We start from the raw sequence: 12,491 nt of genomic DNA on the forward strand, positions 1-12,491 counted from the left end.
GGTCGGCTTCCGTGGAAATGGTTCTAACGAGGTGGGGGCCGTCTTGGCCAGTGCGTCGAGAGGCGGGGCGGCGATCAGGTCGCCATGTCGTCGCGGTGGATCAGCACCGCGCGGCCTGGATAGCCCAGCAGCGTCTCGATCTCGGCCGAGCGGTGCCCGGCAATCGCACGCGCTTCGGCCGCGTCGTAACGGGCAAGGCCCTGCCCCAGGGCGCGGCCGCCGGTGTCGCGGATCGCCACCGGATCGCCCCGTCCGAACGCGCCCTCGACCCGGGCGAGGCCCGCTGGCAGCAAGGACTTTCCCTGCCCCAGCGCCTGCGCTGCGCCGTCGTCCACGATCAGCGTGCCGCGCGGCTTCATCGCCGAGATCCAACGCTTGCGCGCCAGATGCGGATCGAGGACCGGCGCGAACCATGTGGCCGGCGCGCCGTTCTCCAGCGCCGAAAGCGGGTTCAGGCGCGAGCCCTCGGTGATGGCAAGCGCGCAGCCGGCGGCGGTGGCGGTCTTGGCGGCCATGAGCTTGGTCTTCATCCCGCCCTTGGACAGGCCCGACCCCGCGTCGCCGGCCATCGCCTCGATCTCGGGGGTGATGTCGTCGATCGTGTCGTAGCGGTGCGCCGTCGGGTCGTCATACGGATTCGCGGAATAGAAGCCGTCCACGTCCGACAGCAGCACCAGCTGGTCGGCGCCCACGGTGACCGCCACCTGCGCCGCCAGCCGGTCGTTGTCACCGTAGCGGATCTCGTCGGTGGCGACGGTGTCGTTCTCGTTCACGATGGGGACCACGCCGAGACTCAGCAGCGTCTGCAGCGTCGCGCGCGAGTTCAGGTAGCGGCGCCGGTCGGCACTGTCCTCGAGAGTCACGAGCACCTGCGCCGTGGTGATGCCGTGGGGGGCGAGATGCTCCTCCCACGCGCGCGCCAGCCTGATCTGGCCCACCGCGGCCGCGGCCTGGCTCTGCTCGAGCGGGAGCGTCGTGGCCGGCAGGCCCAGCACCCCGCGCCCGAGCGCGATGGAGCCGGACGACACCAGCACCACGTCGGTGCCCCGCGCCCGCAGCCGCGCCACGTCGGCAGCCATCGAGGCTACCCAGTCGGAGCGCAGCGCGCCGGTGGACCGGTCCACCAGCAGCGCCGATCCTATCTTGGCGACGAGCCGCTTCGCCTCGCTCAGGGCTGCCACGACGTGTCCTCGTCCGCGTCGTCGTCCTCGGCCTTCGCCTCGGCCTTGCGGCGCAGCCGGTCCTCGTCGATCAGCGAACGCAGCTCGCGCAGGACGTCGGTCAGACCTTCCTTGGAGACGCCGGACATCAGGTGAACCGGCCCGGCCACCGCCTCCAGCTCCTCGCGCAGGAACTCCCGCTCCTCGTCGTCCATCGCGTCGATCTTGTTCAGGACGGTAACGCGGGGCTTGTCGGCCAGTCCCTCACCGTAGGCCTCGATCTCGTTGACGATGGTTCGCCAGTCCTCGAGCAGCGTGCCGGACGTGCCGTCGACGAGGTGCAGAAGCGCCGCGCAGCGTTCGACGTGGCCGAGGAACATATCGCCGAGGCCCCGGCCCTCGTGCGCACCCTCGATCAAGCCGGGAATGTCCGCGACCACGAATTCCACGTCGTCCACGCCCACGACCCCGAGGTTGGGGTGCAGCGTGGTGAAGGGATAATCCGCGACCTTGGGCCGGGCGTTCGAGGTTGCCGCAAGGAAGGTCGACTTGCCCGCGTTGGGAAGGCCCAGGAGGCCCACGTCCGCGATCAGTTTCAGACGCAGCCAGATCGTGCGCTCCACGCCCGGCTGGCCGGAATTGGCCCGCCGCGGCGCCTGATTGGTCGATGTCTTGAAACGCAGGTTGCCCCAACCGCCGTTGCCGCCCTCGGCAAGGCAGATGCGCTGGCCGAGCGTATCGAGGTCGGCGATCACCGTTTCCTCGTCCTCGTCGAGCACCTCGGTCCCCACGGGGACGCGCAGCACGATGTCCTCGCCCCCCTTGCCGGTGCGCTGTGCGCCCATGCCGTGCTGGCCGTTCTGCGCGAAGAAGTGCTGCTGGTACCGGAAGTCGATCAGCGTGTTGAGACCGTCCACGGCCTCGATCCAGACCGAGCCACCGGCCCCGCCGTCGCCGCCGTCCGGCCCGCCGTACTCGATATACTTCTCCCGGCGGAAGCTGACGGCGCCCGCACCGCCTGACCCGGAACGGATATAGACCTTGGCGAGGTCGAGAAACTTCATGGCGGCGGTCCTGTGACGGGTGTTTCCGGGGCGATAGAGCGGATCGGCGCGCGCCTCAAGGGCGCGATGAGGTGAGGTTGGCGCCACGCGGGACGAGCCCGCACCCCGCCATCACCCGTAGCGCTTGAGATAGGTCCAGGTCGGGACCACCGCATCACGGGCGACGGACACGGCCTCGGCGTCGCCGATATACTCGAAGCCGCAATGGATCAGCACCCGAGCCGACGCCGGGTTGTCCTTGAACACGCTCGCGAAGATCGTGCAGTTACCGAGCGGGTTGGCCTCGACCAGCATCCGCACCGCCTCGGAGGCGATGCCGGTGTTCCACGCCTCCGGCGCGATCCAGTAGCCGATCTCGGACTGGCCGCGGCCCACCTGCGTCAGCGATACGATCCCGGCCAATGGCGCGCCGCCCGAGCGGCTCGCGTCGATGGCCCAGACCTCCTCGGTCCGATCGGGGTCGTGGGCGGCAGCGACATAGGCCGCGGCGTTGCCGGGCGGCAGCGGGTGCGGCACCGTCGTCGTCATACGCGCCACGCGCGCGTCGCCCGCAAAGCGTTCGATCCAGGAAACGTCGCTCGCCGACGGCGTCCGCAGATCGAGCCGCGTACCGGTGATGAGCGATTGCGTTGTGACGTGATCGAGGCTCATGCCTCGCCCTCCCTGACCTGTCCGAGGGGCCCTCCCGGCCCCGGCCCAGCGCCTACACGCCGAAGATGACGGGCGCGTGGCAGTGCCATGCCCTCAAACGCGAAAAGGGGACCGGCGCGTTCCGCCGATCCCCTCAATGTGACGTGACGGCGCGTCGCTTACTCGGCGGCCTCTGCCACCGGGAGCACGGAGATGAACGTCCGGCCCTTGAGGCCTTTGCTGAACGTCACCGACCCCTCTTCGGTCGCGAAGATGGTGTGGTCCTTGCCCATGCCGACGCCGGCGCCCGGCCAGAACTTCGTGCCGCGCTGACGGACGATGATGTTGCCGGGGATCGCGCGCTCGCCGCCGTAGAGCTTGACGCCCAGTCGACGGCCGGCGGAGTCGCGTCCGTTGCGGGAGGAACCGCCTGCTTTCTTGTGTGCCATAGGTCGTGTCTCCTCTTACTTCTGAAGGTCCGCGGCCTGCGCGACCCAGCCTTCTTTCTCGGCCTTATTGCTGATCGAGTCGTCCAGGGCAGCGAGGTCGTCCTCGGTCCAGGCGGCGATCTGCGCGAAGGTGGTGATGCCGGCCTCGTGCAGCTTCTTCTCGAGCGCCGGGCCAACGCCCGACAGCTGCTTGAGGTCGTCTGCAGCGCCGTCGGCCACGCCGGATGCGGCGGTGGTCTTGGCCTGCGCCTCGTCCTCGGCCACCCGCGCGGCCATGTCGGACTGCTCTTCACGGTTGGTCGTGTGCTTGGACACGCCAAGGCCCGCAACGCCCGCGGCGCCTGCGCCGATGGCGGCCTTCACGCCGGTCTTGTCACCGCCCGAGGTCAGGATGTCGGTCACGCGCACCAGCGTCAGCTGCTGGCGGTGGCCCTTCGTCCGCTTCGAGCTGTGCTTGCGGCGGCGCTTCACGAAGTGAATGACCTTGTCACCCTTGATCTGGTCGACGATCTCGGCCTGCACGGCCGCGCCGTCGATCAGCGGGGCGCCGACGGTGGTCTCGTCGCCGCCGAGCATGAGAATCTCGTTGAACTGCACGGTCTCACCGGCATCCGCCGCGAGCTTCTCAACCCGCAGGGTATCGCCCGAGCGAACCGTGTATTGCTTGCCGCCGGTCTTCATCACAGCGAACATGGTGCGTCTTCCTTGTCTCTACCGCGTCCGTCGGCCCCCGGGTCCGGGCGTTGGGGACCGCGCGATGCGGTCCGCCTGGAACAGCGCGCCCCTGTCGGGGACGTCGTTTTGGCTATAAATGCGAAGCGGGGCACAAGGCCCCGGCTCACTCAGTCCGCGCGCACTACGCGGAAAGCCCCCCGCCTGTCAAGCCCGCGGGCGGCCTCAGAGCTCGGTTCCGGCCATCTGTCGCGCGGCCGCGAGGCCGATGGCATAGGAGATCTCGTTATACATCGTGTTGAACCCCGCAAAGAGCGCGCGATTGAGAGCGCCACCCTCCGGGCTGTCCGACATTTCCGTGTAGCGGGCCAGTTCCTCGGGGTCGAGAGGCTCGTAGGCCATCAGCAGGTAGCCATAGAGCCACTCGGCCGTGTCGGCGCGTGTCTCTTCCTCGGACAACCACACGTCGGCCAGCACCTCTTCCTCCGTCAGCGCGATGGCGCCGCCGTCGCTGAGGCCGCGATAGAAGGCGAGGCTCGCATTGAGTGCCCCCGACACGTTCTGCTCCACGAGGTCGTTGGCCTCCACGAAGGCCTCAACGCCGTTCAGACGCTCTGCCTCCGTGGCGTGGGCGGTGCGGTAGACCGTCCGCGCCGCCTCCTCGACCTCGGGGTCGACCATGGCGGCGCGGGCATCGAGTTCGAGCTCGACCACGCGCCGGCCGAGATCGCTCTCGAAGAAGTCCGCCAGCGCCTCGGCCTGGTCATCCTCGAGCTCCGCGCGAATGCCGGAGACCACGCTCTCCTGCATCTTGTCGGTATCGTAGATCCGCCCCACCGTGTCACGCCAGCCCTCCGAAGATTCGGTGCCCAGCATTTCGACGGCCAGCTCGTCGGCGTAGACCAGCCCCTCGTCGCGCATGATTCCCACGACCTCGTCGAGGCGCAGCGCGGCCACGAGGTCGTCCACCGGCGCGGCGGACGCGTGCGTCGGCACGGCAACGAGAAAGGCAGCGCCGACGGCGCCCGCGAGGCGGTCCAACATGGCATTCGTTCCAATTCGAGGCTTTTATACAGACCTAGAGCCGCCCTGCCCCACCCTCAAGACAAACTCGCGTGCGGGGGCTGAAACGCCGGCGTGGAAAAACCGTGAAAACCGGGTTGCACCGCTCCGCCACGCGCGTTACATGCCGCCTCCACAGACCCCCGCGGAGAGGTGCCGGAGCGGTCGAACGGGGCGGTCTCGAAAACCGTTGACCCTTCACGGGGTCCCAGGGTTCGAATCCCTGTCTCTCCGCCATAAACACCGCATCTATCTCCCGAAATATTATTGTATTACAGCTAGTTGAATCTCGAAACGCTCTTCCGAACCGGCTAGAGCGCTCTCCAATGCCTGCATTTTGCTACACAAACTGCTACACGTGTCGTGCAGGAACGGAGGCATCATGAACATCATGAAGCGCGGGAAAGTGTGGAATCTGCGGCGCCGCGTGCCGAAACGCTACGCGCCCGTAGAGGAACGCGGCGAAATCTGGATCAGCCTTCATACCGACTCGGAGCGCGCAGCGCGCGACAAGGCCCCGGGCGTCTGGGAGGAGCAGATCGCGGTGTGGGAGGCCAAGCTGGCAGGAAACGACACGACGGCTTCACGTCACGTCGATGCGATGCGCGATATCGCTGCCGCGAAAGGGCTACGTTACATGCCGATGGACAAGGTGGTCGACCTGCCCCTCGAGGCGCTTCTGAGCCGGATAGAGGCCATTGGCACGAAGGGACATCGTCCTGATCCCGTAGAGGCAGCCGCGGTGCTCGGCACGGCAAAGCACTCCATGATGACGGTCACGCAAGCTCTCGAGACCTATTGGTCGCTCGCCAAGGACAAGACATACGGGAAGAGCGCCGATCAGATCCGCCGCTGGGCGAACCCCCGCAAAAAAGCCGTGAGGATCTTCGTGACGGTCGTAGGGGACAAGCCTATCGACGAAATCACCGCCGATGACATGCTGGACATGAGGACGGCCCTGCAGGACCGCATTGAGGCGGACGCGATCAAGCCCCAGAGCGCAAACAAGGACCTGATTCATCTCGGGGATGTCCTGAAGACGGTCAATAGTATGAAGCGGCTCGGCCTCGTCCTTCCGCTCGGTGGCCTTACCTTCAGGGAGGCCGAACAAGAGGAACGTCCGTCGTTTTCGGATGCATGGATTCGCGATCGCATTCTAAAGAACGGGGCTCTCTCCCAGCTTGATCCGGAAGCCCGCGCCATTCTCTTGGGAATGATCAATACCGGTTACCGGCCGAGCGAAGCCGCCTGCGCACTTCCAGGGCAATTCCGCCTGAATGCGGACGTGCCACACCTGATGGTCCAACCCCGTATCGACAGGCAAATTAAGAATAAGAACTCGAAACGGTTGCTGCCTCTGGTTGGCGTAAGCTTGCAGGCCCTCCGAGATTTTCCTGAGGGTTTTCCGCGCTACCGAGATGACAATTCGACCTTGTCGTCTACAATCAACCGATATCTTCGAGGGCATGGGTTGATGGAGAGCGATAGGCACGTCATGTATTCCTTACGCCACAGCTTCGAAGACCGTTTGCTACGGGCCGGTATCGATGACCGCATTCGGAGCGACTTGATGGGTCACACCTCGCATCGGCAAAAGTATGGCGACGGCGGCGGGCTCGAATTCAAAGCGAAAGCTCTTCAGAAAATCGCATTCTGACTAATGCCTCTGACCATCGCCTTCGCCCGCGCCGATGCCGACTGCTTCTCTCTCGCAGCTTCGAGTTCGGTCTCCAACCTTACGAAGATCTCGAGATACGCATCGTCGGACTCCACGAGCATCGCAGCACGCGTCAAAGCCCGCTCGATCCGCGCAACCTGACGATCGGTCGTGCAGGTGCGGCACGGCGTCGGATGGGCGCTCCGGGCACGATCGTTAGTGTTGAATTTTGGGCGGCTCGATACTGTCAAAACAGGCGTCTTCGTTCGCGCAGGCGCGTCTACCCTCTCGGGCGGTGATGATGGCCCGGTCGCCCGGGAGTGACGTGCAAGCCGGAAAATCACGTGCCATCGCCTGAGGCGGTTGCAGCGTCGAACTTCGTTCCCGATCGGACCGAGAACCAATTTTGCCGTCTTGCATTCAAGCAGATACGCGCAAAAATTTCCCACTTAAGGGATTATCCACATTTCTTACGAGATAGACGAAATACGTGGGCCGGATTCAAAGATCGAAATCCGGCGTGTGGCTGTCATCTTCGCGGTCGGCGCCGCAAATTCGACGCGCGTTCGCCGCTTCGGAAAGCTGTTTCCGGACGTTCTCACACCATTCAGGGCCAGGCTCACCCCGCCCGAGGGACAGGACGATGTCCTCGTGGTCATGGGCTACGCGAATACACTCTTGCCCATCCTGATCAACGCCGAACCTCGTGAACCTCGAACCACCGAAAACCTCCAATACCAGTTGTCGCGTCACTGCGAGCCATTCGACTCGCGAGCTGGCGGCAGGCCGAGCATTTCGATCAAGTGGTCGACTTTCGCGGCCATCTCTGCCTGGATCGCGGCCTTCCGGGCGAGCGCCTCCTCCATCCGCCGCTCCATGGCCTGAAGGTCGTCCAGCGTCACCGCCCCTGCCAACCTCGGTGCTGCCTCTCCCATGTGCCGCGACGCGCTCGTCATCGCGCGCTCGACGCGTGAGAGCTGCTCGATGATGTCGTCCAAGCGGTCCGCCAGAGATCCGTCCGTTCGGCGTTCGAGGAGCGTCTCGAGGAGTTCGATCAGGCGTTCCATGCGATGGTTGACAGGATTTGCGTCGGGTAAGGTCGTCACAGGTCGTCTCCAATGTGAGTGCGAGGTCCGTCAGGGTTTTAGGCGCAAGTGCGGCGATCGCTCGGGCCGAAACGAGATCGGATAGGGCCCTCATGAGCCGGTCAATCAGACGTCCGAGCAGAGAACTCCGCGCGCCGCCAGACGTCATCAGCGGCCTCGGACGGTCGAGTAGCTGTGCAGGTTCTGGCAGGATGACATCCGGCCAAGTGCGCGACGATAAATTGCGGCGATTGAAATCGGCTCTCCGATTAAGGGCCTGCGTGAGGCGTTTCGGCGCGGCAGCGATCTCGAGTTGCCGAGCCGACATCGCATCGAAGGGATCAATCGCATCCTCCGCACCGTCTCCGAGCGCGGCGCCACGGAAGGTGACTCGAGGCCCCTGCCCGTCGATCGGCCCGCACGTGATGTCGGCGCGCGACTGGCTCGTGACCGCCCAGCCGTAGGGTCCGAGACCCGCACCGACATGCGCGACGATATCGTCGCGAGCGGCGAGACCCGCCGCGGTCGCCTGGCGGCAGAGCGACCATGCCCGGTAGCGCGGATCGCTCTGATCGACGCCGACCTGCTCGCCACGCTCGGCCCGCCGCATCAACTCGGCGGCCGCTTTGGCCATCCAACTGGGTGGCGTAATATGTCGCCGCCGCATCGGGCAGCGCGGGTCCGCCCAGCCGAAAGTCGCGTTTACGACGTCGGTGTAGGCATCCCAGTCGTCCCGGCTCTCGCGTCCGGGCGGATGCGGGTTGATGCTTTTGAGCTGATCGCCGGGAAGTCCGACCGCACGCGGTAGGAGCAGATTGACCTCGAGACGTCCCAGATGCGTGTGCGTCGATGCGAGGACCGGCGGTCGGGCGGCTAGGGGCACGCCAGCATAGGCCATCTCGAGCAGCAGTCGCAGGGCACCGGAAACCGCGGTCCGTGACGCGGAAGCCCCATCATTGAATCTCCGGACATCGAGCTCGTCAGGCGAGAAACTCAACACGCAGGACCTGTATCGAGACCGGAACGGCAGAGCGTCGATATACGCACCGACGAGGGATTGCGCTCCGAACAGAATTTCGGGTGCAGGATCGCGGCCGACGATCACCGATCGACCATCCAGCTGTTTCCGCACGCGCGCGGCCAAGAAATAGTCGATCGCGCCAGAGGCCGGTCCGCTCTGGTATTTGGACCACGTCAGGATCATCGACCACCACTCCGTCCGGAACCGCCATCCGCGACGGCCGCGGCGATTTCTTCGATCCGCGCGGCGACCCGGTCGAGGGCATCCGCAAGTTGGAGCTGGTCGAGTGCGGCCTCGCGCCCTGCAATGCTGTCCGAGATTTCCGACAGCGCTTGCTGGGATACAGTCAACAGACGGATCACATCGACCTCGAAACGGCGCGAAGTGTATTCCGAGCGCGCAAGAGCAGCGTCGACGAGATACGCCGAGATCGAGAGCCCGGCCGTCTCGGCCTTTTCGCGAACGCACTGCCACTCCCCGTTAGTCGCGTGAATGCGTCGGGGCCTCGTTTCGCTCTCCCGGTTGCGGCGATGTCCCATGCGTCAACTCCTCTACTACGGACCCGTCCGAGGGGCCTCGCTCCAGATCGGCAGATCCCGATCGCGGCTCATCGGATTATCGGAAAAAGATGATCTCGCAGGCGAGCTTTGCGTGGCGAGGCGGTCTCCGCTGCCGCACTCCCAAACGAAGATGCGCGCAGCGAGTTCTTCAGATTTTCGAGCCCCTTAAAGAATCTGATGAACCTGCCCAGCGATGGCATGGGCCAGTGCAGGATCATTCGCTAATTTTGCGATCCGGCCGCACGCGCGAGGGAACTCCATAAAGTATTTCGCGGGAAGTGGGCGGGCCAAAGAGGCCACACAATGCAATGGAGTGAGGTGCTCGGTGGCGCCGAACTCGGCTAGGGCGTCGGGCCGCGCGCATGCGGCACCCGGGCGCAACGACGTGCTAGGCCCCCCTCGCGCGCGTCTTGCCGGCCTCGATACCCTTTCTCAAGCTATCGAGAATACCGTCGACGGACCGCAACTGGTCCTGCATCACACGCCGCCGTCCGACCTCGCGCTCCAGGCACTGACGCTCTGCCGTCTCGAGCGCCTCAATCACCCTGCGGCGAATGTCCTTCAGGACAAGCAGAGGCTCTTCGGTGACATTAAGCTCGGCATGGATCCCAGCCACGATCGCGGCCTCCAGCTCCTGTGCCGTTGCGGTCCCCGGCCGCTGCTCAACATCGATCTTGACCGACCGCGAGATGCGGGCCAGCCGATCATTGCCGGCAGGCCCCTCAAGGATCTCGCGGACCTGGTTGTAAGTGGGCCACTCACCATGCTGGTCGCGGAAAGCAAGGATCGCCGTGCGGATTTCGGCGTCGGTCTTCGTGGGCGTCTTGGGCATAACTTTTTACTCCTCTGTTGGACGGTGACGAGGTATGCGCCAAGATTTCTCACGGAAGCGCGGCGGCGAGGTTATCCACATATCCGTTGCAGAGACCGTTCCCATCATCGGCAATTGATGATCAACGCATCTCGTCGATGCGGCTTATCCATCAAGCGGCCCTCGACACCGCGGCACGGGCGCGCGACGCTGCCGCTCTTGCCATCAAGACGGCCACCGAGGCGCGGGACGCGGCCGGCAAGGCCATCACCGAGGCCGAGACGGCCTTCGCCGAGGCGCGGCGCCAGACCCTGGAAAGCGGCCTGACCCAGCTTCCGGAGAGCCCGGCCGGCGCCAAGGAGGCGCTGGCCAATCTCCAAGGAATGTCTGGCGGCCGTCGTCGATACGTCCATCAGCGGGCGCAGAGTGGCGCGAGAGTTGTCCGGTCTCATAGATCGGCGCGGCCCTCCCGGGCTCATCGTCAGCGACCACGGCACCGAGTTCACCTCGAACGACATGCTCGAATGGTCGCAGAAGACCGGCGTGCCCTGGCACTTCATCGCGCCGGGAAAGCCGATGCAGAACGGGATCTGCGAAGCTTTCAATGGCCGAATGCGCGACGAACTCCTCAACGAAACCCTGTTTGTCAGTCTCGACCACGCTCGCGATGCCACCGCCCGGTGGGTCGCCGATTACAACTCGTGCCGGCCGCATTCCGCGCTCGGCTACATGCCCCCGGCGGCCTATGCCGCCAAACTCACCGCAATGGACGATCCGCTCCGCGCACCTGAAACGCTGCGCGGATCGCCCATTGCTCCACCGGCGCACCCGCGCCAATCTAACCGCCGGGCTCCGGCTTCGGGTGGATGAAGATTGGGGGTCACAGCAAAGTGTATGGGCCTCCAGGCGCGCCATTCAACAAGTAGATTGGGCTCGGTGTGTGTCTTCGCTGCGGCCTGCCTGAGCGACGGCACCGCGGACCCTTCCGGCAATTCGCCGCACACGCTCGGTTTATGCTGCGCCTGCGCAGTCACCCAAGAGGCAGGGCGGAAACTGGACGTTCGCTGCGCACGCGAACGGTTTCGGTGACGCCGGCAGAAAGCGGACCTGAGGCAGTGCTCACTATTGTTCGCGGAGCCGCATATGATGAAGCACCCATTTACGGAGAAACTCAGCGACGGTTCCTGCAACCAAACCAGAAAATGGATCGAGCACGACGCAGATCACGGCAGTGATGCCGATGACAGGATAACAGGATGGTCGACTATCCGTCAGCCGCCGATCTTTCGCGAGCTCGATCGCTGCGACGAGGAGCAGGACGCCGAGCACACTTTCGGGAAAGCTCACAAGAAGGGTCGTGCTCGTGTCCGCAGATAGGGTCGCAATAGCCAGTAAACCTCCCATCATCAGCACTGCGGCACCACTTCGCGCGCCGAAGGCATTGTGCGCGGCCAAGCCGCCCGCGCCGTGACACATGGGGAGCGCACCGAAGGGAGCCAGTGCGCAGTTCAATAGCCCGGAGGACAGGCATAGACGTCTCGGCGTTACCTGCGCGGCTTTGGTTCCGAAAAGTTCACCGGCGACGAGCGCTGTCACGATGACGGCGTTCGTCAGCGTCAGTGCAAGCTGGGGGAGGACAATGTCGGTCAGCGCATCCGAGGCAACCGACAAATTCGGCGCGATGACCCAGTCGGGCTGCCAAGCCCCCTGGATGTTATTCACCGGCGCGTCCGATACGGCTGCGATGATGGCCCCCGCCGTGATAAGGATAAAGGCGGACGGCGCTCCCATGCAGCGCGCGACGGCCAGCAGCGCGACAGCCGCAGCTGCCATAGCGAGGTCACCCATCATGAGGCCCAGAGCAATCCATGCAAGGCTCAGGCCCAATCCGAGCCGAAGACCTGCGATGATCGAGCGTGGCACCAGCCGCGCAAGCCGGTCGATCGCCCCGGTGGCACCCAGGAGGACCAGCACCGCACCGATCATGAGCCCTGCCATGGCGACTGCCTCGGGTGTGACTTCCGTAACCATAACAAGGGCCGCTATCGCCTTCATCGGCTGCACAGGGACAGGAAGGCGATAGACGAGACCAGTGACCAGATACGCGAGCGCGAATCCGAGTAGCACCGGAATCGGGGACATCCCGCCAACCGTGATCGCACCGATCAAGAGCGGCAGAAGCGTGCCGGTGTCGCCGAGAGCTCCGTTGAATTCGGCCAGGGTCCAGCGGTGCCGCTCCCCAGTCATACAGGGCCTCGGGCGACTTCAGCCTTGAACTCTGGCAATAGAAACAGACGTTGAGAGGAAAGCAATTTCAGGA

General features: G+C 64.9%; 12 protein-coding genes, 1 tRNA gene and 1 pseudogene. 4 read left to right on the forward strand and 10 right to left on the reverse strand.

What is annotated here, in order from left to right; translation table 11 throughout:
• Positions 1–74: 74 nt before the first annotated feature.
• The 6 genes from proB to BMX29_RS14160 form a co-directional block, all read right to left on the reverse strand.
• Positions 75–1,181, reverse strand: a complete 1,107-nt coding sequence (gene proB / locus BMX29_RS14135) for a glutamate 5-kinase (protein WP_092813921.1) — start codon at positions 1,179–1,181, stop codon at positions 75–77.
• On the reverse strand, positions 1,169–2,224 hold the full coding sequence (obgE, locus tag BMX29_RS14140) for a GTPase ObgE (protein WP_043843485.1): 1,056 nt from the start codon (positions 2,222–2,224) through the stop codon (positions 1,169–1,171). The genes proB and obgE overlap by 13 nt, the downstream gene beginning before the upstream one ends.
• A gap of 111 nt (positions 2,225–2,335) precedes the next feature.
• Positions 2,336–2,875 (reverse strand): GNAT family N-acetyltransferase, encoded by a 540-nt coding sequence (locus BMX29_RS14145; RefSeq protein ID WP_092813924.1) that lies wholly within the window; start codon positions 2,873–2,875, stop codon positions 2,336–2,338.
• A gap of 158 nt (positions 2,876–3,033) precedes the next feature.
• Positions 3,034–3,303, reverse strand: a complete 270-nt coding sequence (gene rpmA, locus BMX29_RS14150) for a 50S ribosomal protein L27 (RefSeq protein WP_043843483.1) — start codon at positions 3,301–3,303, stop codon at positions 3,034–3,036.
• A 15-nt stretch (positions 3,304–3,318) separates the two neighbouring features.
• Entirely contained in the window at positions 3,319–3,996 is a 678-nt protein-coding gene (locus BMX29_RS14155) for a 50S ribosomal protein L21 (RefSeq protein ID WP_043843482.1), read from the reverse strand.
• A 204-nt stretch (positions 3,997–4,200) separates the two neighbouring features.
• On the reverse strand, positions 4,201–5,019 hold the full coding sequence (locus BMX29_RS14160; RefSeq protein ID WP_092813927.1) for a DUF2059 domain-containing protein: 819 nt from the start codon (positions 5,017–5,019) through the stop codon (positions 4,201–4,203).
• Between the two features lie 165 nt (positions 5,020–5,184).
• Between BMX29_RS14160 and BMX29_RS14165 the strand changes: the two genes are divergently transcribed.
• Both BMX29_RS14165 and BMX29_RS14170 read left to right on the forward strand, forming a co-directional pair.
• Positions 5,185–5,274 (forward strand) — tRNA-Ser (locus BMX29_RS14165).
• 145 nt (positions 5,275–5,419) lie between these two features.
• Complete coding sequence (locus tag BMX29_RS14170; RefSeq protein ID WP_092813930.1) at positions 5,420–6,694, forward strand: DUF6538 domain-containing protein; 1,275 nt, start codon at positions 5,420–5,422, stop codon at positions 6,692–6,694.
• Between the two features lie 749 nt (positions 6,695–7,443).
• On the opposite strand, the gene BMX29_RS14175 is transcribed toward BMX29_RS14170, so the two are convergent.
• A complete protein-coding gene (locus tag BMX29_RS14175) occupies positions 7,444–7,761 on the reverse strand; it encodes a hypothetical protein (RefSeq protein WP_092813933.1) in 318 nt (105 codons plus the stop codon).
• Between the two features lie 502 nt (positions 7,762–8,263).
• On the opposite strand from BMX29_RS14175, the gene BMX29_RS18860 reads away from it, so the two are divergent.
• Positions 8,264–8,587, forward strand: a complete 324-nt coding sequence (locus BMX29_RS18860; RefSeq protein ID WP_139197014.1) for a hypothetical protein — start codon at positions 8,264–8,266, stop codon at positions 8,585–8,587.
• Between the two features lie 392 nt (positions 8,588–8,979).
• On the opposite strand, the gene BMX29_RS14180 is transcribed toward BMX29_RS18860, so the two are convergent.
• Complete coding sequence (locus BMX29_RS14180) at positions 8,980–9,339, reverse strand: plasmid mobilization protein (RefSeq protein WP_092813936.1); 360 nt, start codon at positions 9,337–9,339, stop codon at positions 8,980–8,982.
• 409 nt (positions 9,340–9,748) lie between these two features.
• Complete coding sequence (locus tag BMX29_RS14185; protein ID WP_092813939.1) at positions 9,749–10,192, reverse strand: hypothetical protein; 444 nt, start codon at positions 10,190–10,192, stop codon at positions 9,749–9,751.
• A 351-nt stretch (positions 10,193–10,543) separates the two neighbouring features.
• Here BMX29_RS14185 and BMX29_RS14190 point away from each other — a divergent pair.
• A pseudogene (locus tag BMX29_RS14190) lies at positions 10,544–11,041 on the forward strand (integrase core domain-containing protein); the annotation flags it as partial.
• A 252-nt stretch (positions 11,042–11,293) separates the two neighbouring features.
• Here BMX29_RS14190 and BMX29_RS14195 read toward each other — a convergent pair.
• Positions 11,294–12,418, reverse strand: a complete 1,125-nt coding sequence (locus tag BMX29_RS14195) for a putative sulfate/molybdate transporter (RefSeq protein ID WP_092813942.1) — start codon at positions 12,416–12,418, stop codon at positions 11,294–11,296.
• Positions 12,419–12,491 lie beyond the last annotated feature (73 nt).

The sequence above is a fragment of the Roseivivax marinus genome (assembly GCF_900109705.1).
In the GTDB taxonomy this organism is placed as follows: Bacteria; Pseudomonadota; Alphaproteobacteria; order Rhodobacterales; family Rhodobacteraceae; genus Roseivivax; species Roseivivax marinus.